General features: G+C 36.5%; 21 protein-coding genes and 1 pseudogene. 13 read left to right on the forward strand and 9 right to left on the reverse strand.

All coding sequences use genetic code 11. The annotated features are described in order from the left end of the window. Positions 1 to 42: 42 nt before the first annotated feature. Complete coding sequence (locus tag AC1RNS_RS12635; protein ID WP_492993071.1) at positions 43 to 1278, reverse strand: sensor histidine kinase; 1236 nt, start codon at positions 1276 to 1278, stop codon at positions 43 to 45. Beyond that, a complete protein-coding gene (locus AC1RNS_RS12640) occupies positions 1278 to 1949 on the reverse strand; it encodes a response regulator transcription factor (RefSeq protein ID WP_492993073.1) in 672 nt (223 codons plus the stop codon). The genes AC1RNS_RS12635 and AC1RNS_RS12640 overlap by 1 nt, the downstream gene beginning before the upstream one ends. A 155-nt stretch (positions 1950 to 2104) precedes the next feature. Here AC1RNS_RS12640 and AC1RNS_RS12645 point away from each other — a divergent pair, with 155 nt between their 5' ends. Next, positions 2105 to 3010 (forward strand): DMT family transporter, encoded by a 906-nt coding sequence (locus AC1RNS_RS12645; RefSeq protein WP_492993075.1) that lies wholly within the window; start codon positions 2105 to 2107, stop codon positions 3008 to 3010. Position 3011: 1 nt separating this feature from the next. On the opposite strand, the gene AC1RNS_RS12650 is transcribed toward AC1RNS_RS12645, so the two are convergent. Next, on the reverse strand, positions 3012 to 3701 hold the full coding sequence (locus tag AC1RNS_RS12650; RefSeq protein ID WP_492993076.1) for an ArsR/SmtB family transcription factor: 690 nt from the start codon (positions 3699 to 3701) through the stop codon (positions 3012 to 3014). Positions 3702 to 3860: 159 nt separating this feature from the next. On the opposite strand from AC1RNS_RS12650, the gene AC1RNS_RS12655 reads away from it, so the two are divergent. From AC1RNS_RS12655 to AC1RNS_RS12665, 3 genes are all read left to right on the forward strand, one after another. Beyond that, the gene (locus tag AC1RNS_RS12655; RefSeq protein ID WP_492993077.1) at positions 3861 to 4169 is read left to right on the forward strand and encodes an antibiotic biosynthesis monooxygenase family protein; all 309 of its coding nucleotides are present in this window, start codon (positions 3861 to 3863) and stop codon (positions 4167 to 4169) included. Between the two features lie 29 nt (positions 4170 to 4198). After that, positions 4199 to 4321, forward strand: a complete 123-nt coding sequence (locus AC1RNS_RS12660) for a hypothetical protein (protein WP_492993078.1) — start codon at positions 4199 to 4201, stop codon at positions 4319 to 4321. 144 nt (positions 4322 to 4465) lie between these two features. Beyond that, entirely contained in the window at positions 4466 to 5167 is a 702-nt protein-coding gene (locus AC1RNS_RS12665) for an SIR2 family NAD-dependent protein deacylase (protein ID WP_492993080.1), read from the forward strand. Positions 5168 to 5197: 30 nt separating this feature from the next. Here the strand turns inward: AC1RNS_RS12665 and AC1RNS_RS12670 are convergent, their stop codons facing one another. The 3 genes from AC1RNS_RS12670 to crcB are packed head-to-tail and all read right to left on the reverse strand — an operon-like array spanning position 5198 to position 6246. Continuing rightward, a complete protein-coding gene (locus AC1RNS_RS12670; RefSeq protein WP_492993082.1) occupies positions 5198 to 5542 on the reverse strand; it encodes a hypothetical protein in 345 nt (114 codons plus the stop codon). A 15-nt stretch (positions 5543 to 5557) separates the two neighbouring features. After that, positions 5558 to 5887: a fluoride efflux transporter FluC gene (locus AC1RNS_RS12675; RefSeq protein ID WP_492993083.1), complete on the reverse strand. Its 330-nt coding sequence runs from the start codon at positions 5885 to 5887 to the stop codon at positions 5558 to 5560. Continuing rightward, the gene (crcB, locus tag AC1RNS_RS12680) at positions 5884 to 6246 is read right to left on the reverse strand and encodes a fluoride efflux transporter CrcB (protein WP_492993084.1); all 363 of its coding nucleotides are present in this window, start codon (positions 6244 to 6246) and stop codon (positions 5884 to 5886) included. The genes AC1RNS_RS12675 and crcB overlap by 4 nt, the downstream gene beginning before the upstream one ends. Positions 6247 to 6602: 356 nt before the next feature. On the opposite strand from crcB, the gene AC1RNS_RS12685 reads away from it, so the two are divergent. The 4 genes from AC1RNS_RS12685 (at position 6603) to AC1RNS_RS12700 (ending at position 12819) form a co-directional block, all read left to right on the forward strand. Beyond that, positions 6603 to 7400, forward strand: coding sequence for a cupredoxin domain-containing protein (locus tag AC1RNS_RS12685; RefSeq protein ID WP_492993086.1), 798 nt, complete (start codon positions 6603 to 6605; stop codon positions 7398 to 7400). 14 nt (positions 7401 to 7414) lie between these two features. Beyond that, positions 7415 to 8923: a hypothetical protein gene (locus tag AC1RNS_RS12690; protein ID WP_492993088.1), complete on the forward strand. Its 1509-nt coding sequence runs from the start codon at positions 7415 to 7417 to the stop codon at positions 8921 to 8923. 420 nt (positions 8924 to 9343) lie between these two features. Further along, on the forward strand, positions 9344 to 11086 hold the full coding sequence (locus tag AC1RNS_RS12695; protein ID WP_492993090.1) for an ABC transporter ATP-binding protein: 1743 nt from the start codon (positions 9344 to 9346) through the stop codon (positions 11084 to 11086). Then, complete coding sequence (locus tag AC1RNS_RS12700; RefSeq protein ID WP_492993092.1) at positions 11083 to 12819, forward strand: ABC transporter ATP-binding protein; 1737 nt, start codon at positions 11083 to 11085, stop codon at positions 12817 to 12819. Before AC1RNS_RS12695 ends, AC1RNS_RS12700 begins: the two co-directional genes overlap by 4 nt. 71 nt (positions 12820 to 12890) lie before the next feature. Here AC1RNS_RS12700 and AC1RNS_RS12705 read toward each other — a convergent pair whose 3' ends face one another. Continuing rightward, entirely contained in the window at positions 12891 to 13268 is a 378-nt protein-coding gene (locus tag AC1RNS_RS12705; RefSeq protein WP_492993094.1) for a hypothetical protein, read from the reverse strand. A 167-nt stretch (positions 13269 to 13435) separates the two neighbouring features. Here AC1RNS_RS12705 and dacB point away from each other — a divergent pair, with 167 nt between their 5' ends. The 4 genes and pseudogenes from dacB (at position 13436) to AC1RNS_RS12725 (ending at position 17046) form a co-directional block, all read left to right on the forward strand. Next, entirely contained in the window at positions 13436 to 14869 is a 1434-nt protein-coding gene (dacB, locus tag AC1RNS_RS12710; protein ID WP_492993096.1) for a D-alanyl-D-alanine carboxypeptidase/D-alanyl-D-alanine endopeptidase, read from the forward strand. A gap of 83 nt (positions 14870 to 14952) precedes the next feature. After that, a pseudogene (locus AC1RNS_RS12715) lies at positions 14953 to 15505 on the forward strand (SDR family NAD(P)-dependent oxidoreductase); the annotation flags it as partial. A 27-nt stretch (positions 15506 to 15532) separates the two neighbouring features. Next, complete coding sequence (locus tag AC1RNS_RS12720; RefSeq protein ID WP_492993098.1) at positions 15533 to 15967, forward strand: MarR family winged helix-turn-helix transcriptional regulator; 435 nt, start codon at positions 15533 to 15535, stop codon at positions 15965 to 15967. A 305-nt stretch (positions 15968 to 16272) separates the two neighbouring features. Beyond that, positions 16273 to 17046, forward strand: coding sequence for an IclR family transcriptional regulator (locus AC1RNS_RS12725; RefSeq protein WP_492993100.1), 774 nt, complete (start codon positions 16273 to 16275; stop codon positions 17044 to 17046). Positions 17047 to 17098: 52 nt separating this feature from the next. On the opposite strand, the gene AC1RNS_RS12730 is transcribed toward AC1RNS_RS12725, so the two are convergent. Next, positions 17099 to 18283: an aminotransferase class V-fold PLP-dependent enzyme gene (locus AC1RNS_RS12730; RefSeq protein WP_492993102.1), complete on the reverse strand. Its 1185-nt coding sequence runs from the start codon at positions 18281 to 18283 to the stop codon at positions 17099 to 17101. A gap of 13 nt (positions 18284 to 18296) precedes the next feature. Beyond that, complete coding sequence (locus AC1RNS_RS12735; protein ID WP_492993103.1) at positions 18297 to 19385, reverse strand: M24 family metallopeptidase; 1089 nt, start codon at positions 19383 to 19385, stop codon at positions 18297 to 18299. 372 nt (positions 19386 to 19757) lie between these two features. Between AC1RNS_RS12735 and AC1RNS_RS12740 the strand changes: the two genes are divergently transcribed. Continuing rightward, a complete protein-coding gene (locus tag AC1RNS_RS12740; RefSeq protein WP_492993104.1) occupies positions 19758 to 20693 on the forward strand; it encodes an LCP family glycopolymer transferase in 936 nt (311 codons plus the stop codon). The last annotated feature ends 301 nt before the right edge of the window (positions 20694 to 20994 follow it).

A 20994-nucleotide genomic window follows, 5' to 3' on the forward strand; every position in this document is an offset into this window, starting at 1 on the left:
TCACCCTATCTCCTAACAAAGAGATAGGGTGATGTTAATATGTCACAAAGGGAATTCAATATGGAATGTAGTACCTTTATTAATTTGACTTGTTGCATAAATTTTTCCATCATGCTGTTCAACAATAGCTTTTGCTATCGCAAGACCCAAACCAGAGCCATTTCGCTGACGAGCAGTATCACTTCGGTAAAATCGTTCAAATACTAAAGGCAATTCCTGTTCCGTCATACCCATGCCACTATCCGCAACTGTAATTTTTAGTTTGTCTTTACTCTTTAACAGTGTAAGCGAGATTTCTCCACTATTTGTATATCTAATGGCATTGTCTAATAGTATATAAAGCAGCTCTTGAATTTTCGAAGCATCACCATGAAGCTGAATGTTTTCTTGAATGTCAGTAGAAAATCGTATATTCGGAGGCATAATCCTTTGAAATTTCAAGCTAACTTTTTCAAGTAAGCTAGATAATGGTATTAATTCTTTAGTAGGAGAAACCTGCTGTTGATCGTGTCTTGCTAAAAATAATAGTTTATCAATTAGCTCTTTCATTATTTCAGCCTCATCTTTTAAGTCCTCAATTAATTCCTTCCCTAAAGGGCTTAACTGTTTAGCTTCTTCTACCTCTAAAATTTCAAGTGAACTATAAAAAATACTTAGGGGTGTACGTAATTCATGGGATGCATCGGATACAAACTTTTTTTGCTTATTGAAGGACCATTGAATCGGTATCATTGCTTTACCTGCTAAATAATAGCTCAGTAGCCCAATTAAGAACGTAGAAATACAAGTTAATAGAATTAGTAAATATCTTACATTTTGGAAAAAATGTTGCTGTGATGTTACAGATTTACCTACGATAATATAGCCGACTACCTCATCATTGCTGAAAATGGGCTTTTTTTCAAGCAAAAAATGCTCTTTCTGCCATTCATAATGTTTCACAAGGTTAACACTTGGGTCGCTCTTGTTGAAGACCTTTTCAATCTGTTCTTTCATCCCCTTATAGGATTCATCACCATGGACAAACAGACGATCCTTTGTGTAAATATAGTAAAAAAAATTACGATTTGGATCATAGCTTAACATTTTTTTGTTTGCATGAACATGCTCAAAAAAATCATGTTCTTGCCTTACGTAAAAGTCCTCTAATTCTTTTATTTGTTGATTTTCCATAAGTTTAATAAGTGAAAAATAAAGAACAATTACAAAGAGTGAAAATAACAGAAAATAAAGTGTTGCATTGATATAAGCTAATTTTTTTCTGGTTGTCTGAAACATTAGTTTTCCCTCAGTTTATAGCCAATACCTCTTATATTTTGAATACGTGATTTGGATTGACCATCATCAATTTTTTTTCGTACAAGCTTGACTAGTGCGTCTAAGGAATTATTCGAAACATCATAATCATAGCCCCATATATAAACGCAAATTTGTTCTCGTGTGAGTATACGACCTTTATTCATAAATAAATATTCTAAAAGTAAGAATTCATTTTTAGTTAGGTCTATCACTTTATTATTGTACAAAAACATACGAGAATCTACATGTAGTTGTATATGATCAATTTGGATGACCTGTTCAATGACTTTATCTTTTCTTCGGAGCAATGCTCGAATTCTTGCTAGTAGTTCCTCCATTTTAAATGGTTTTATGATGTAATCATCTGCACCGCTATCAAGCCCTTTTATGATGTCATCTGTGTCATCCTTTGCAGTTAGCATTAAAATACTGCCATTAAACCCGGTGTTTCGCAGCTTTTGACAAACTTCAATTCCACTTAATTTTGGCATCATCCAGTCTAAAATAACAAGATCATATATCTCAGTATGAGTATGGTCTAGCGCATCTTGCCCATTCTCTGCCTCTATAACATGATGAAATTCCTTTTTTAATATATAAACGATATTTCTTCTAAGCCTTGCATCATCTTCTGCTAATAATATTTTCAAGGTTGTTTCCTCCCGTTCATACTATTCAGCTAACTATACGAATGTAAAATGACATGAAACTGAAAATTTCGCTAATTTGTATTCCATACTTCGATGAAAGTTGAAGCTTTTCCTATCTATAATGTTACTTAAATATAGCAAAAGGAGGGGCAACTATGAATATTTATAAATTTATTGCATTATTAGTCCTAACTACATTTTTGATGGGATCTTCCTTTGCCATTGTTAAGTTAGGTCTGCCTTATTCATCGCCATTATTATTAGCTGCACTACGATTTATACTAGCAGGAAATATAATGGCTGTTATAGTAATAGTTTTCAGAAGACCCCATCCAACCTCAAATAGTAGTTGGATGAAGATTTTAATAATTGGAGCATGTCAAACAGCTGGTGTTATGGGGTGTATATTTTTAAGTTTGCGAACGATTACAGCAAGTGAATCTTCCATCCTAACATTTACAAACCCCTTACTCGTTGTAATATTTGCCACTCTCTTTACAAAGGCACGCTACCGCACATATCAATGGTGCGGTGTTATCCTAGGATTGGTAGGCGTGATGATTACAATGGGGGCACAGGTTACCATACAAATCGGGCTTGTTTTTGGTATTCTTTCTGCGGTTTTTTGGGCAATGGCAACATTACTAGCTAAAAAATGGGGAGTTCTATTTGATACTTGGGTTTTATCAGCTTATCAAATGCTTTTTGGTGGTTTCATTCTATTACTAGCTAGTTTCTTGCTTGAGCAGCCATTTTTTATTGTGAATAGGACTTCTATTTTTATTTTGTTATGGTTAAGTATTTTATCTTCAATCGTTCAATTTGCTGGCTGGTACTATCTTCTACAAAATAGTGATCCTGGAAAAACAAGTGCTTTTTTATTTTTAGCTCCTTTTTTTGGGGTATTAACAGGCTGGGTACTGTTAGATGATCCACTCAAGCCTTCATTACTAGTAGGAGGCGTATTTATTATTGCTGGGATCTATTTAGTAAATCGTAATTTTACAGCAAAAGATAAGAAAAATCTCCGTGAAGAGATGGTAGATGCTAAAAGGGTCTAGTCTAGGATATATCCATGTTAAAAACTTCTTTAAAGCCGGTTCGTCCTTTTTCAGTGACTTTAATAGCTCGGATAGATGGGACACGCGTAATCCATTCTAGGTTTAATAAATGTGTCAGCAGTCCGTGACCGAGAGCTCCACCAAGATGATATCGTCGTTCACTCCAATCTAAGCAGGCATGAGAGAAAGAACGACGCTTTCTTTTTAATTCATCTAAATCAAGGCCGAAATCCGTAAAAAATTGTGTACCTTCAGCTGTAATGACAAACTGTTTTTGGTCTAGCTCTAAATAACCAGTGTTAAGTAATGATTCAGTTAACTGCACACCTAATTTTCCAGCTAAATGATCGTAGCAGGTTCTTGCATCCTGTAGAATTTTCATTTGACTGGACTGCTTTAATGAACGCACTTCAGGTGGCGGAGACATTATGAGGAAGGATTCCAATAATTGTGCAATGTCTTCACCTGCCAGTTGAAAATATCGATGGCGACCTTGCTTTTCTACTTTGACAAGCTTGCCATCCACTAATTTAGCGAGATGAAAGCTAGCTGTTTGAGGTTTAATGGCGGCCATATATGCTAATTCACTGGCTGTATGGAAGCGTCCATCCATCATACTAGCAAGCATTGTAGCTCTTGAGGTTTCGCCTAGAAGGGAAGCAATTTCTGCAATGTTCGGATTAATACCCATTTGTCACAATCCTTTCTCAATCGATGTTTCATCTTCATTCAGTAAATATTTTATGTAGCGAAAGCAAAGCGACAGCTACAATTACGCCAAGGCGAAATTGATTTTTCGTAACAGTATTTATCGTTTACAATAATACATATAGAGGAGGGAGTAAATAGCATGGAGACGTATTATGCTGTAATTTTTACATCACAAAGAACAGAAAAGGATGGAGCGGGCTATGCTGAGATGGCTGAAGCCATGGATAGCCTGGCACAAAAGCAGCCAGGCTTTATTCGTGTAGAAAGTGTTAGAGATGTCGAAGGGAAGGGAATGACGGTATCCTATTGGGAAACGTTAGAGGCTATTCAAGCGTGGAAGGAAAATGCCAAACACTTAGTTGCCCAGCAATTTGGGAAAGAGAATTGGTATATGCAATATCATGTAGAAATTTGTCAGGTCATGAAAGAATATTCTTTCACCAAATGAATGAAACCTTTTATAAAGGGAGTTCCCATATGACTACGTTTATTTTAGAAGAATGGCACGAACAACGGAAAAATTTCAATCTTTCTGATCAAGCTAGCATTAATCAATTGCATGAATTTATCTTCATTCAAATGTTTTATGTATCGAAGTAAAGCGGCAGCTACAATTACGTCAAGGCGAAATTGATTTTTTGCTGAAAACTATTGAGACCATGAAATAAAGATGACATAGTTACTATAATAAGCGCTTCTTAGCTCATATCCTACGATGTTAGTGTGAGAATGGAGGAATGAAAAATGTCAATTGAACAATTAGGTGAGTGGTTACTATCTTCAAAAAGGACAGTTATTTTAACAGGGGCTGGCATGTCAACTGAAAGTGGTATTCCAGATTTTCGTTCAGTATCAGGATGGTGGCAAAATATTGATCCTCGTACAGTAGCCACTACTGAGGCATTGGTAGAAAATTATACATTGTTTCATGAATTTTATAAAATGCGCATTGGGCATTTAGAAAATGTAGTACCACATGAGGGTCATAAAATTCTTGCGGATTGGGAAAAACGTGGGCTTGTATCTTTAGTGATGACTCAAAATGTAGATGGGTTTCATCAAATGGCAGGTAGTCAGCGAGTGGAGGAGTTACATGGTTCCATTCGTTCGATTCGCTGTCACCGCTGTCAGCAAGCTGCATCAATGGAATGTTTTTTGGATAAGGAGAGCTGCAGACATTGTAATGGGAAATTACGGCCAAATGTTGTACTCTTTGGTGAAAGTTTACCTCAAGAGAGTTGGCACAGATCGATGGATGCTATTCAATCAGCGGAACTTGTACTTGTCATTGGTACAAGCCTTGAAGTGTATCCAGTAAATCAGCTCCCTACAATGACAAAAGGAAAAACAGTTTATATCAATTTAGATATAACACAGCATACCGTACCATTTGATTTAATTATCGAAGGGAAAACAAAAGAAGTGTTACAACAAGTGCAAATTTAAAAGAAGGCGCCTTGAGCAATCGATAGGCGCCTAAAACATTTGTGGTAAAAACTCCTTCATAAAGCGTTGATTTTTACGTAACCATATTTTCAAAATCATTCGATGTGTAAGCAATCTTTGTCTTTTATGAGGTCTAGCTTTTGCATCTATTAAGCTTTGTAGTAGAATACTTGTTTCTGTTGCAAATATTTGAGGATCGACAAGAACATCAAGCTTATAATCGATTAGCTGTGCAGCCTGAACTTTGGCGAGTAATTTTGAAAAGAGGCTATTCATTTCCTGAAAATTCTCTTCTAATTCTAAGTCGATTAAGGTATATAATGTTTGTTCAATTTCAGTTTCAAGTATTTGTAAATCGTATGTTGAAGGTATCAAAAAATCACCCCTTTCTTATACCATATAAAATCCAAGTGTCGTGCAAAGTATTCCGACCAAGATGGACGTACACATATAAATAATCGCATGACTCCATTTTTTCTGTTCTATAAGCTGTAAGGATTCAAAACCAAACGTTGAAAAGGTTGTATAGGCCCCTAAGAAACCGATTCCTATAAAATGCCATAGCCAATCACTTAGATGTAATGCAAACAACAGTCCAAGTGCAAAAGAACCTGTTATATTGATGCAAAATGTTGCCCATGGATATGTATGAACGATCCATTTCCCTAAATAAAATCTCGTTAATGCACCTAAAAATCCACCGATACCAATAAGAATCATACGATACGCCCCTTCGCCAGGTTATGTCCTAGCCATGCACAAAGTAAAGCACCAATAACACTTAGGAGACTATAAGACAGGGCTTGTATCCATTGATGATCTTGTAGAAGTAATAGGGTCTCCAAGGAAAATGTAGAAAAGGTTGTAAAGGCACCAAAAAAGCCTGTCCCAACGCCTAACACAATGGGTGTACGCTTTGGAAAAGCAGTAAAAAGCCATGCTAAAAAGAAGCAACCTATTAAGTTAATACAAAGTGTTGTTACTGGAAAACCACCTGTAGTGGGAAAAGCCAGGCTAAGACTATAACGACTGATGGCTCCTAAAAATCCTCCAATTCCAACTGCGAAAAATGATTTCAAAGTTTGTCGCTCCTTAAATTTTACCCTGTACAAGCAGGCAGTAGTTTTATCGTATTGTTTGATTAGCACAAAAAAATTTCACATTCTATAAAGATTTTATCATGAGATATCGTTTATGGAAATTTTAGATGACCTAATGCCAGCTAATTTTTAAAAAACAATATTGATATAACAATATAATTATAGTGGAAATAGTTTTGGTATAACAAAAAAATTCTATGAATAAAGAATGAATTTTCTGATTTTTCAATAAATTTATCTTAATTCCATTGATTAGTATATATAGGAAGGATTAAAATAGAATTATATTTATTATTATTTAATAAATATATAAAAAACGATTAGGGGGGTTTTTTATGAAAAAAACAATATCATTATTCGCATTATTGCTAGTGACAATGGTTGTTTTGATTGCATGTAACAATGATTCAGGGGAAAAGGAAGCAGCCGCTGAGAAGGATGTAGGATCACTTGTTATTACTGGGGATACGGTGACTGAGCAAGGTGGATGTGTACTAGCAAGCCGATTTTCACCAGGAGATAAAATTATTTTTCGGAACAATGTACTAGATGGATTAACAAATGAGCAAGTAAAGGATGCAAAGGTGCAGGTGCATCTATCTACGGGAGAAACGCTTGATATGAAATATGGCAAGCATGGTGACGATAATTTTTGGGTAGTAGCTTATCCTGTAACAAAAGATACACCAACTGGAACACTTGATTATTCAGTTACAGCAGAATATAAAGAGCAAAAGGGTGAATTTAAGCCTTTTAATGTTGCTCCTTCTTTATTAACGATTGTGTCTGAAGACGTTGCACAGACACCAAAAGAGGAGCCGGTTTCTGCTGATGCAGATGTGTCTGCTGTCGAAACGAATCAAGCTGTTGATATAATTGGAAAAAATTTTGAATTTCATGGTCCAAAGGGAGAAAAAGCCTTTTATGTAAAAGCAGGAGAGGAAGTAACACTTTCGTTAAAATCTGAAGAAGGTATGCACGGTATTACTGTAGAGGGATTAGATGTTAATTTAGAAAAGGATGGCACTGTGAAATTTACGCCTGAAAAAGCTGGAGAATTTAATATGATGTGCAGCGTTTTTTGTGGTGCAGGTCATAGTGATATGACAGCTAAACTAGTAGTTGTTCAATAAAGGGGTGGGTTTTTATGAAGCACATATTAAAAACGCCTTTACTCTTCATCATTGTATTATTAACTAGTTTAAGCTTAATAGCTTGTTCTGATAAAGAAGAGCAAGCCATTAATGGACAACAAAATTCCTCGACTAAAGCGGATGCTGAAAAACAAGAAACAGCTCAGGAAAAATTATTAAACAATATTTCCTTATCTAAAGCTCGAGGATTTGTCCGAGATGAAGTTACTTTTAATGTCGATCAGTTAAAGGCAGATCAACCAGTTGAATTAGTATGGAATGCTATAGATGGAGAATATCTTATTGAGGATTTGTATACAGTCGTTGGTCCAAAGTTTACAGAAAAAGAAATAGTTTTACAGCAGGGTACTGCAGATTCAACAGGGAAATGGTCTGGCAAGTTTAATGTGCCTCAAGGCTTTGGTGGGGATTTTACATTATGGGTCAAACAGGAAGGGAAAAAAATCGGCCAAATTGGTTACACTGTTGATCCATCATTTGTCATGGAACCTAAATCCGGTCCTGTAGGTACAGAAATTAAGATTAAAATGGAAGGTCTTGGTTGGAGCACATATATGCGAAATTGGCAATTAACCTACGATAATAAATATACGGGGCTAATTACAGGAATCTCAACAAATGGAACTGCAGAGGCGAAAATTCGCGCTGCTGGCTCTGTAGGTGATCATGCCATTCGTCTTCGTACAGGGTACTTAGGAATGCAGTATATAAACTATTTACAGTCTCCATATCCAGACAAACCAGCACCAGATTTCATGTTTACAATTACGGATGGGGCTGCACCAACTATTGCTAATCATATAGAAGAAGCTCCAGTGGCTGCCTCTGGAGGTGTCGACATGCCAAAATTAAAGCAGGGTGAAGTTGTCAAGGTTGTGCTAACTAAAAATGAGGGTATAGTGGGTGACCCTGTAACACTGACATCCTCTGGCTTACCTAAGGAGACAGACATAGAACTTATTTGGAACACCATGAAAGGAAGTCGTGTAAGCGGCAAAGGCTTTGGAGAGGAAACAACATTACTGGAAAAAATTAAAACGGATGAAAATGGGGAGTTAAAGTATGATTTTACAGTTCCCGATGATTTAGGGGGCATACCTCATCGTCTCGATTTAGCGGCAGGAGGTAAGGTGTATGGGCAAGCTTATTTACGAGTTTTACCTTCTATCGTTGAATTTTCTCCAAAATCCGGTCCTGTTGGTACAAAAATCTCTATCACTATAAAGGGGGGTGGCTGGACTGAGTTTGATAATGCCTATTATTTAACTTATGACAATGCCTATACAGGTTATTTATGTGCCTTTAATAGTCAAGGAAATTTAACATTTGATGTTATTGCAACGGGAGATACTGGATATCATTTAATTGATTTATATCCTGGCATTTATAAGCAGCAGGAAAAGGAGACGGATATGACCTTGATTCCGCAATTAACCTATTCCACGGATCATCCTGGCTCTGCAATGCCTGCTATTCGATTAGCTTTTGAAATCACAAAATAGTAATTCATTGCTTTAAAGCGCTAATTAATTCTTGAAAAACGTAAAAAATAACAGGAAGATAGTTGACAAATATTTCTATAGTATGATAATCTTCAAGAACACTATAACAAATCAAGTAAAGGAGGGCATGACAATGTTCAATTTAACAGTATCATTTCAAAACACATTTGCATACATTGTCCATGCCTAACTTTTATTTCTATTGCAGTAAAAGGCATGGGTTACACTTTGCCTTTTATAAGAGACACATGCTCTTTTTAGGGGATGTGTCTTTTTTGTTGCGTAAAAAGTTGTAGTGATCACACAAAAAGGAGTGTATATAGTATGCAAAGTACTGGTCAAAAAATGATTTTCATCAAGGAATTTCTGGATAGTGGGTAGCTATGTTTTCACAGCACGAGAGAAAGAAGGTTATGATGTATGTTTGATGTTTTAAGTAAGCTAAGCTGGTTTTTTAAGCAATACTGGAAGCAATATACGGTGGCAATCGTGTTCTTAATAATTGCTAGTGGTCTAGAGGTAGTACCTCCTTATTTACTAGGTTCCATTATTGATATATTGACTGCTGGGGAAATGTCGACAGCTATTTTAACAAAGTATATTTTGATTTTTGTGGGGATTATTATTGGTGGTTATGCCCTAAATTTTGTGTGGCAATTCCGATTATTTGAAGGGGCCATTAATTTAGAGAAAATATTACGACGGAATCTTATGCAGCATTTTTTACGTATGACACCAACATTCTATGAAAAAAATCGTACAGGGGATTTAATGGCTCGTGCAACTAATGATTTAAACGCTGTGTCATTAACTGCTGGGTTTGGGATTATGACCCTGATTGATTCGACGATTTATATGGGATGCATTATTTTTGCCATGGGCTATCTGATTTCTTGGAAGCTCACATTTTTTGCCATGCTTCCTGTTCCAATCATGGCTATTCTTATTCAATATCTCGGGAAAATTGTGCATGAGCGTTATATGAAGGCGCAAGATGTATTTGGAGAGCTGAATGATAGTGTGCTAGAGTCGGTTGCAGGTGTGCGAGTTGTACGTGCTTATGTGCAAGAAAAAAAGGATGAGGCAAATTTTGGAGAGATGAGCGAAATTGTCTATGAAAAAAATATGCATACAGCAAAAATAAACGCTTTATTTGGACCGATTACAAAGGTCGGTACGGGCATTAGTTTTGTTGTAGCGCTTGGCTATGGTGCTCATTTAGTTGCCACTGAGGTGATGTCTGTGGGGCAGCTTGTGACATTCAATGTTTACTTGGGGTTAGCGGTTTGGCCAATATTTGCAATCGGTGAGCTTATTAATGTGATGCAGCAGGGAAATGCTTCTCTTGATCGTGTACAGGAAACGCTTAACTATGAGGCAGATGTTCAAAATATTGCGAATCCACAAATGATTGTGACACCAAATGGAATTGGCTTTGATGATTTAACATTCCAATATCCCATGAGCCAGGTGAAAAACCTGCAGCGAATTTCATTGTCGTTGAAAAAAGGGCAGACACTTGGCATTGTTGGGAAGACAGGAGCTGGTAAAACAACGTTCCTGCGACAATTATTACGTGAGTATCCAATCGGTGAGGGACAGCTATCAATTGATGGAATAGATATTACTGCACAAACGAAAGAGCAATTACTAGATTGGATTGGTTATGTACCACAAGATCATGTGCTGTTCTCCCGTACAATTCGTGAAAATATTTTATTCGGAAAAGAAGATGCGACACAGGCTGAATTGCAACAGGCGATTCACGCTGCATACTTTGAAAAGGATTTAGAAAATTTACCGATGGGTCTTGAAACACTTGTGGGTGAAAAGGGCGTTTCCCTTTCAGGTGGTCAAAAGCAGCGTGTATCAATTGCGCGTGCCTTGATTAAGGATCCTGAAATTTTAATGCTGGATGATTCATTATCTGCTGTAGATGCTAAAACAGAGGCAAAGATTATTGAAAATATTCAGCGAGAACGACAAGATAAAACGACGATTATTACCACGCACCGACTATCTGGTATACAGCATGCAGATTTAATCATCGTGCTAGATGAAGGTCAAATTGTCGAACAGGGCACACATGAGCAGCTTCTTGCACTACAGGGATGGTATAAAGAGCAATTCGACCGTCAGCAGCTAGAAGGAGGTGCCTCATGAGTACGAGTCAACGTTTAACACGCTATGCCATGTATTTTAAAAAACCAATTTTACTCGGCTTATTTTTCTTAACGATTGCGGTATTCACTGAGCTTGTTGGACCATTTATTGCCAAGCATATCATTGATAATTATATGACAATTGGTCACATTGAAATAAAGCCAATTATGTGGCTATTACTAGTTTATTTAATTTTAGCAATTGCTACTGCGGTATTACGCTATTTTATGTATATTTATTTGCAGGTTGGTGCTAACCGTGTAGTGCAAAAATTGCGAAAGGATGTATTTGAGCATATTCAAACATTACCAATACAATATTTCGATAATTTACCAGCCGGAAAAATTGTAGCTCGTGTTACAAATGACACGGAGGCTGTTCGAAATTTATATGTACAGGTACTATCCAATTTTGCAACGAGCTTCATTTCAATTATTGGTGTTTACATTGCACTTTTCATTTTAAACTGGAAAATGGCTATGTTAGCCTTACTCATGATTCCAGTGGTTTACTTATGGATGATTTTATATCGTAAATTTGCTTCTAAGTATAATGATGTAATTCGTACCAAAATTGCTGATATCAACGCTATGATCAATGAATCCATTCAAGGAATGACGATTATTCAGGCATTTCGTCGAGAGCATCAAATGACAAAGGAATTTGATGATATGAATAATGAGCATTATGCGTACGAACGCAAGCTGCTTGTGCTTGATTCAGCGACTTCCTTTAACCTTGTCAATACATTAAGGTTAATCATGTTTACAGTCTTTATTTTCTACTTTGGTACACAATCCTTTACTGCAACGCAAGTGATATCCGCGGGAACCTTGTATGCCTTTGTTGATTATTTAACAAAATTATTCAATCCCATCACAAATATTGTCAATCAGTTTTCTCAGTTGGAACGTTCACTTGTTGCAGGGAAACGTGTATTCGAGGTGCTGGATATAAGCGGTGAGCCTGTCTCCGAAAAAAGCATACCAAGATATAAAGGAAATGTGGTTTTCGAAGATGTTTCCTTTGCTTATAAAAACGAGGAATATGTATTGAAAAACCTTTCCTTTGAAGCTCATCAAGGCGAAACGATTGCGTTAGTAGGTCATACTGGATCTGGGAAAAGCTCCATTATGAACTTATTATTCCGCTTCTATGATCCATCTAAAGGAAAAATTACAATTGATGATGTAGATATTACATCGGTGCCGCGTCAAACAATGCGTGAGCATATGGGCATTGTTTTACAGGACCCTTATTTATTTACGGGAACAATCGCAGCGAACGTAAGTTTAAATAATCCTAAAATCTCACGTGAAAAAATAGAAGCTTCATTGAAGGCTGTTGGAGGGGAACGTGTTTTAGCAAATCTACCAAATGGCTATGATGAACCAGTGATTGAGAAGGGGAGTACGTTGTCATCTGGACAGCGTCAGCTTATTTCCTTTGCCCGAGCGCTTGCCTTTGACCCCGCTATATTAATATTAGATGAGGCTACTTCAAATATTGATACAGAAACAGAGGAAATTATTCAGCATGCGATGGATGTGCTGAAAAAAGGGCGTACAACATTTATCATCGCACATAGACTTTCTACTATTAAAAATGCAGACCGTATCCTTGTATTAGATCGAGGTAAGATTGTAGAGAGAGGTACACATGATGAACTATTAGCACAGGGCGGTATTTACGAAAAAATGTATCAGATGCAGGCAAATTCATTACATCAATAATTAGGTTGGATGGATAGTTAGCTCTGTCAAACTCAAGGAAGCCCCACTTTACAAAAAAAGTGGGGCTGTTTTTAAGATGTACTTTTTACATATTTAAAAACATTAATGAAGAACAATAGCACAGAAAGACCTACAGCAATACCACCGCCTGATACAAAAAGCTCAAATAACCAATGTGGTACATCTATATATACCATCATCATGCCGACCAATAGAAATGGTAATCCAATGTTATAAAGCCAAAATTGAGCTCTTGCAAGCCCTGTTTCAGCTGCATCCTTATAAATAGAATATATTAAACCAATAAATCCAGTTGTTAGCCAACCTACCACACCAATATGAGCATGTGTCGCTGTCCATTGAAGCTGAATTGTATAATGCATAAACAGTCCAAGCGCCAAAACAATCACTAAATACATAACTGAAATTTTTATCCATTTGGCACCCATTATCACCAACTCCTTTCTCTAAAAGTGATTTAGCTAGCTATTTCAGTTTATTCTTGTCGAATAAAAATGGTGACATGTCATTCCTTGTAAAATAACAAAGGTGTTTCATTGTAAAAGGCTAACTTTTTCCGTAGAATAAAAGTTGAAATTTACCAATTGGAGGAACTATGAAAAAGAATTTTATAATTTGTACAATGATCTTTCTGCTGTGCTGCTTCCCAATCACTTTTATGGACAATGTGGAAGCAAGTGAACAAACAATGACAACAAAAGTGAATAGCATTATCTCAAAAAACTGGAAGAACAATGAGTACAGCATTACCGTAAGAGATATGGAGACAGGAAGTATTCTTTATAATAAAAACGGTGATAAAATGATACGCCCTGCTTCTACACATAAGCTTTTAGTCAGTGCTGCTGCATTGGATTTGCTTGGATCAGATTATCGATTTGAGACAAAGGTTTATATTGATGGACCAATTGAAAATGGTGTTCTACAAGGCAATATTTATTTACAGGGCGGAGGAGACCCAACGCTTTTACCTGTCCATTTAGAATCATTTGCTAATGGACTGAAAAAATTAGGAATCTTGAAAATCACGGGCTCTTTAATTGCCGATGACACGTGGTTTGATACAGAACGTTTAGCAAAAGGCATTGTTCCTCAGGACGAAGCGCTATCCTATGCTTCACGTATTTCAGCATTAACGATTTCGCCGAATGATCAATATGATATTGCTACTGTGCAAGTGAAAGTGACAGGCTCAAAGGTTGGAACTATGGCAAATGTTCAGTTTGCCCCGTTTGCCAGTACAATTCCAATTATTAATAAGACTAAAATCGTTAATAAGGGTGAGAAAAATACCGTAGCTATTACACGAGAATATGGCACAGACCGTATTGTTGCTAAAGGAAATTTACCAGCTGGTACAGAGAAAAATACATATGTGACTGTTTATGATCCAACCTTGTATACACTTGATGTATTTCGGGAAAAATTACTAGCAAAAGGAATCCAAACAATGCCTCTGGAGGTTGGCCAGGTACCCGACAATGCAAAGAGAGTAGGAATTTCCTATTCAAAGCCATTAAAGGATATTAATTTTCGTTTTTTAAAACTAAGTATTAATGGTATGGGGGAAATGCTTACAAAGCAAATTGGACGAGAGCTACTTGAAGAAGGAAGCTGGTCAGCAGGCATTCAAGCAATTCGTACATATGGGAATGATAGTGGACTAAATATGGAACAGTGGTATTTTGAAGATGGTTCAGGTTTAAATCATCAGAATCGTGTAAGCAGTATACAAGAAAGTCTACTGTTATATAAAATTCGAAGTAAGTCTTGGTATTTCTCCTACTTAGATGCATTGCCTCAGGCAGGAAGAAAAGGCAAGCTTGTTGGAGCGACTTTAGAAAATCGCTTAAAGGGATATAGTGTATCTGCTAAAACTGGGTATATTTCTGGTACATATGCTTTAAGTGGCTATGTCAAAGGAAAGAGTGGTAAATGGTATATTTTTAGTATTTTAACACAGGCCAATAAAACGTCAGCTATCCCAGCCATTGATGACATTGTCAAACAGATTGCAAATGAATTGTAAAGACTTCGCGATAAGGAGTTCTGTGTGTAAGCACAAAGCCGATTCCGGACGCAATTATGCCATGGCAAATTTGATTGAACTGTGATCAATTGCCAAAAATTATCGATACAGTTATAGAAAAATACGGTAAACTAGATGTGCTAGTTTATAACGCTCATGCAGCGAAACAAGTTACTATAGAGCTACAACACAGGCTGATCTTGATTTATCATTTGGAACAGGATTTTATCCAACCTTCTATTTAATGCAAGCAGCATTACCTTATTTAAAAAAAACAAAATGAAATGTTATTAACTTTGCATCTGGTGCTGGCTTACAAGGACATGAAACACAAGCGGCTTATGCGGCTGCGAAAGAGGCAATCCGTGGTCTGTCTTGTGTTGTCGCAAATGAATGGGGACGCTTTGGTATTAATGTAAATATTATTAGCCCACTTGCTAATTCACCAGGTGTACAAGCATGGGCAAAAGCACAGCCTGAGTATTATGAAGCTGTTAGAAGTAAAACCCCGCTAGGTCGCTTCGGGGATGTTGAACAAGATATTGGTCGTGTAGCTTTTTCTTAGCTTCCGACGATTCACAATATATCACTGGTCAAACCATTATGGTGGACGGGGGTTCAGTAATGCTTCACTAATTGCTTCGGGTTTTGAGGAGGATTTTTTTGAAACAAACAAATATTTTTAAACTCATTCATATGATTGAACAAATGAACAACGCTAATATTATTCGTTTTACGAAGTCATTTCCCTATCCGTTAGGGATTTCACCAATTCTAGTTTTAAGTGAGCTTCAGACAAAAGGACCGCAGAAACAAGCTGAATTAGCAGAAACGATTGGCTATACAAAAGGAGCAATGACGAATATTGCTGAAAAATTAGTCAAGCTCGGTTTGGCAGAAAGATTATATGACCCATCTGATCGTCGTACTATTCGCTTACAAATTACAACAGAAGGTGAAGAAGCCTTAATAAAAGCCCAATCCATTGGACAAGAGGTTTTTATGCAGCTTTTTGAAGTATTGAATGAGGATGAGATTGCACAATATTTGCTAATCCAAGAAAAATTAGTTCAAGGAATACAAGACAAAAATATATAGATAGAAAAGTCGCTTCAAAGTGAAGTGGCTTTTTTATCTTCATTCAGCAAATGTTTTTCGTATCGAAAGCGTAGCGGCAGCGGCAGATACAGAAGACTTACAGGTAGTGAGATGAATGTGGTTTTGGTTCCTTTTCAGTGGACACCTACTCTTAGTGCAAGCACAAAGCCGATTCCGAACGCAATTACGCCAAGGTGAAATTGATTTTGAAATATATACATAATTTAGCTGGCAGGATTGAAAATTATTTAGCTCCATTTTATAATCAAATTGTGGTTCTAATATAGAGACATTCGAGGTGAAAAATGGCATTAAAAACTTTAGATAATTCATTAGAAGTATTAAAATATTTTAGTAAAGAGAATCCTGCATGGGGTGTGCGTGAATTAGCAAAAGAAATGAATATAAGCCATTCTATTATTCACAGGATTTTAGCTACCTTTGAAAATCATGGCTTTTTAAACCAGAACCCTGAGACAAAAAAATATGAATTAGGACTACGTTTTTTAGAGTATGGGCAAATGGTAAAAGAAAAATTGAATCTTTCTGATTTTGTTTTACCAATTATGAAAAAACTTTCTGAGGAAATAAAAGAATCCGTCTTTTTAACATGGCTTGACGGAGCAGATGGTGTAACGGTTGAAATTGCAGAAAGCTCGCAAACAATTAAGTTCTCTGTTTCAATGGGGACTCGTACACCGTTATACATAGGTGCATCTTGTAAGACCATTATGGCTTATCTTCCAGAGAAGAAGCAGAAGGATATTATGGATAGTGGCATGAAAAAGTTAACAACTGAAACGATTACAGACCCAGAGGAGTTGTTAATTGATTTAGAAAAAATTCGAACACAGGGCTGGTGCTTTACTACAGGAGAATATTCCCATTCAGTATTTGGTCTCGGCGTACCACTTTTTAATAATAAAGGTGAGATTATTGCTTCATTAACCATTGCTGGTCCCAATTATCGTAAACCAGTAGAGGAAAAACTGCCTGATATGGTAAAAGTGCTCCAATATGCAGCGATGAGTATCCAAAGATATTTCGATCAGTATAGCTTTAAATTTTATCATGAGTAATCCACAAAAGGCTCAGGGAGTTTTCTCTACTCTGAGCCCTTGCTTTTGTCATTTATCGTAGTTCCTTTATCAATGAAATGGCAATATCAATCTCCTTGAACGTGTTAAAATAATGTGGCGAGAAACGAGCCATCTTATTAATGCTATTACGTTCCATAATCGTATTTGCCATAAAGGTTCCTGCCTCAATAATGACTCCATGCTGTGCTAAATAATTGGTCACATCATCTGGTGAAATACCTTTAATATTAAACGGGGTAATCGATAAACGATTTGCTACTTGCTGAGGCCCGTATATGACGATACCTTCTATAGATTGAAGCTGCTCTAGCAAATAAGTAGTTAATAGCTTTACTTGCTGATGGATGGCATGAATGCCAATATCATTTGCATAATCGATAGCCGCACCTAATCCTAATATACTAGGAATAACAGGGCATCCAGGTTCAAAGCGTTTGGCTGTTGTTACAAAGGAATAGTCATTGTTGCGATAGTCCCAATTGGTGCTTCCCCAACCAATCATAATCGGTGTTAGTGTTTGGATAAGCTCTTGACGAACATAAAGAATGCCTGATCCTTCTGGACCTCGAAGCCACTTTCGTCCACAGGTAAGTAAGAAATCACAGTCAAGATCTTTGACATCGATAGGAATCAAGCCAACTGTTTGATTTGCATTGATTAATGTTAAAACATTTTTTTGCTTGGCTAGCTGACATATTTCCTTTGCCGGCTGAATAGCACCCGAAGCATTAGACATATGTGCAAATGCAATCATTTTTGTTTTAGGTGTTATGAATTTTTCTAGCTTGTCTAGATCCACCATATAGTTTAAATTTGTTTTAAAAATCTTTAAATGAACACCTTGTTGCTCAAGTGCAAGCCAAGGCACATAGTTACTTAGCATCTCTGTATCCAAAACAATGACTTCATCGCCTTTTTCCCACTGCAAACCCCCTGAAACAAAATTAACAGCCATCGAACCATTCGGGACAAAGGCGATTTCTTCTTTTTTTGCGCCTATTAATATTGCTGATTTTTCACGAACAATATCAATATTTTCATAGGTTTCCTGACGAAAGGAGGGCAGATAGGGACCAATGCTAGCTTGTTTCTGTATATAGCTCGTCATGGCATCTACTACTGGCTGTGGCATGGCAGAAGCAGCAGCAGTATTAAGATAGATATATTTGTCCAACAGCGGCATATCCTTTTGAATCTTTTTTATATCAATTGTCATGTCCATCCCAACCTTATAAAATGATTAATTCTTTGGAAAACGTCATTAAATTTTCATAGCCATCTTCTGTGACAATCAAGTTATCTTCGATACGAACACCACCCACATCCTTTACATATATCCCTGGTTCAATGGTAAAGGCCATGCCAGCTTTTAAAACAAGATTATTTTGCTGCATTAAATAAGGTTCCTCATGAGCACTTAGTCCAATTCCATGTCCTAGTCGATGTGTGAAAAACTCTCCATAGCCAGCATTTTGAATAATAGCTCTTGCAGTTTCATCAATTTCATGAGCCGTTTGTCCAGGTTTAATAGTCTCAATGGCAGCTTCATTTGCTTGCTTAACGATACTATAGATTTTTTCTAATGTTGGTGAAAGTTCTCCCACTGCCACTGTTCTTGTTATATCTGCCACATAGCCTTTGTAAATCGAGCCGAAATCTAAAACGATTAATTCACCAGCTTCAATTGTTTTCGTAGAGGCTCTACCGTGTGGAAGTGCACCTCTATAGCCAGAAGCAACAATTGTTCCAAATGGTGTTCCTTCCGATCCTCGACGTCTCATTTCATACTCTAATTGTGCAGCCACCTCCATTTCTAAAATCCCAGCTTTAATAATTGGTAATGTTGCTTCGAGACTCTCTTCTACTATGTTTACAGCTTGTTTCATTAATTGAATTTCGTTGCTATCTTTATTTATACGAAGTTCTCGAATCACCTCTCCTATATCATATAAATGCTCATATGTAAGTGACTCAATTATTTTTTGTTCTTTCACATGCATGAGGTCAAATTCTACTCCCACTACACGCAATGAACCTATTTGCTGCCTTAATTGCTGAAGCGCATGATTAGGTCCTTCTTCATCTGAATAAGAGAAAATGGCATTGCTGCTTTTGGCATCCATTTTATTTAACTCTACTTGTGGCATTAAAAAATATAATTTTTCGTCTTTCGTGATAATCGCTAAAGCTATGCGTTCACTTTGTTTTAAATGTAAGCCTGTAAAATAATACATATTGGGTCCAGGAACTAAGACAGTTATGTCGATAGAGTTTTCCTTCATAAGGGAGACTAATTTTTCTCTTCTTTTTGGATACATAAAAAATACCTCCTAAATGCTAGTGAAATTATCCAACATTGTTTCTTTTATAGAGACAATGTATCTATTAATTTTTAAAAAATTATATATCAACAATAATGAATTTTCAATTAATCAGAAAAATTTTCTCGACTAGGTACAATTTCTTTGGTGATGAAGTGGTTTACACAGACCTTTTAAATCGGGGGATTGATCTATTAGAAGGTTTTGAAGATTATTTACCAATTCAGGAATAGGTTGGCGTATATTTAGTAAATACTAGTGTACGTCTTTTTTTCGTCCAATATGCATATAAATAGACTATATAAACTTTTTTCCAACTTAAAACGTCAAAAAGAGGGGTAAATCTGTTTAGCAAGAAAGGACTTATGTATGGAAAAAAATATGAAGCGCTCTAAAGAGAGAAAGAGCAAGAAGAGAATATGGCTTTGGATATTAGGCAGCCTAGTAGCAATTTTTTTAATCTTTATAGGTACTGCTTATTATACGATCCAGAAAACGATGAATAAAATAAATACACCTTTAATTGAAGCAGCGGATAATGAGGGGATAGATCAAAAAACAGTAACAAAAAAAGAGCCATTTTCTGTGTTACTGCTTGGAGTGGATGAGCGTAAAGATGATAGTGGACGCTCAGATACAATGATTGTTGTAACGGTTAATCCTGAAAAACAAACGATGAAAATGCTTAGTATACCACGAGATACTCGGACGGAGATTATTGGTCATGATTCTGTTGACAAAATTAATCATGCCTATGCATTTGGGGGAGTTCCCATGGCTGTCGATACGGTAGAGCATTTTTTAGATATTCCAATTGATTATTATGTGTTTATTAATATGGAGGGTTTCCTTCAAATTATTGATACGATTGGTGGCGTTACTATCGAAAATGACATGGATTTAACCTATAATTCATATCATTTTCCAAAGGGAGATGTCACTTTAACGGGGGATGAGGCACTAATTTTTTCTCGCATTCGATATGAAGATCCTCGCGGTGATTTTGGTCGACAAATTCGTCAACGACAAATTATTGAGGCGGTTATGAAAAAAGCATCTTCCACATCATCTTTACTTTTAAAGGCTACAGATATGCTGGAGGTAGTTGGAGATAATGTACGTATGAATTTCACCATGAAAGATTTAATTCAATTACAAAGTATTTATAAAAAAATGAATCGCAATATTGATCAGCTGTCATTTGAAGAGGGAGATGGCAAAAAAATCGATCATATATGGTACTATATCCCAAATGATACAGAGCTTCAAAAAATTCAAGCAGAGTTAAAAGAGCATTTGCAATAAACGGGAAGGAGGTTGATAGGGATTTTTTAGGTAATATAGCTGTAAAATTTTCGATCGTGAAGGGAGGGAGATGAATGAATGGGAGGACCCAGGTGCTTAGGTATACAGCTCTCAATAATTGCATGCACAGCTATGTACCTAAACGTAAGGCTCAAAAACATCCAATTAGATCTACTATACAGCAGTTACAACTATTGTGCTTAAAAATCTTTATGTAAACCTAAAAAATCATTCAGGTAGGGTGCATGCCTAGTTGAATGATTTTTTTCTTTTTTATTTGAAATATCAGAAAATTTAGTGT

This window comes from Lysinibacillus sp. GW821-FHT14F06 (genome assembly GCF_058803665.1).

Coding starts and splice junctions, on each gene's coding strand:
- AC1RNS_RS12685 (WP_492993086.1), top strand. CDS start 6,603: ATGAAAAAAACAATATCATTATTCGCATTATTGCTAGTGACAATGGTT.
- AC1RNS_RS12690 (WP_492993088.1), top strand. CDS start 7,415: ATGAAGCACATATTAAAAACGCCTTTACTCTTCATCATTGTATTATTA.
- AC1RNS_RS12635 (WP_492993071.1), bottom strand. CDS start 1,278: ATGTTTCAGACAACCAGAAAAAAATTAGCTTATATCAATGCAACACTT.
- AC1RNS_RS12645 (WP_492993075.1), top strand. CDS start 2,105: ATGAATATTTATAAATTTATTGCATTATTAGTCCTAACTACATTTTTG.
- AC1RNS_RS12655 (WP_492993077.1), top strand. CDS start 3,861: ATGGAGACGTATTATGCTGTAATTTTTACATCACAAAGAACAGAAAAG.
- AC1RNS_RS12665 (WP_492993080.1), top strand. CDS start 4,466: ATGTCAATTGAACAATTAGGTGAGTGGTTACTATCTTCAAAAAGGACA.
- AC1RNS_RS12730 (WP_492993102.1), bottom strand. CDS start 18,283: ATGACAATTGATATAAAAAAGATTCAAAAGGATATGCCGCTGTTGGAC.
- AC1RNS_RS12695 (WP_492993090.1), top strand. CDS start 9,344: ATGTTTGATGTTTTAAGTAAGCTAAGCTGGTTTTTTAAGCAATACTGG.
- AC1RNS_RS12675 (WP_492993083.1), bottom strand. CDS start 5,887: ATGATTCTTATTGGTATCGGTGGATTTTTAGGTGCATTAACGAGATTT.
- AC1RNS_RS12740 (WP_492993104.1), top strand. CDS start 19,758: ATGGAAAAAAATATGAAGCGCTCTAAAGAGAGAAAGAGCAAGAAGAGA.
- AC1RNS_RS12700 (WP_492993092.1), top strand. CDS start 11,083: ATGAGTACGAGTCAACGTTTAACACGCTATGCCATGTATTTTAAAAAA.
- AC1RNS_RS12650 (WP_492993076.1), bottom strand. CDS start 3,701: ATGGGTATTAATCCGAACATTGCAGAAATTGCTTCCCTTCTAGGCGAA.
- AC1RNS_RS12705 (WP_492993094.1), bottom strand. CDS start 13,268: ATGGGTGCCAAATGGATAAAAATTTCAGTTATGTATTTAGTGATTGTT.
- AC1RNS_RS12660 (WP_492993078.1), top strand. CDS start 4,199: ATGACTACGTTTATTTTAGAAGAATGGCACGAACAACGGAAAAATTTC.
- AC1RNS_RS12735 (WP_492993103.1), bottom strand. CDS start 19,385: ATGTATCCAAAAAGAAGAGAAAAATTAGTCTCCCTTATGAAGGAAAAC.
- dacB (WP_492993096.1), top strand. CDS start 13,436: ATGAAAAAGAATTTTATAATTTGTACAATGATCTTTCTGCTGTGCTGC.
- AC1RNS_RS12725 (WP_492993100.1), top strand. CDS start 16,273: ATGGCATTAAAAACTTTAGATAATTCATTAGAAGTATTAAAATATTTT.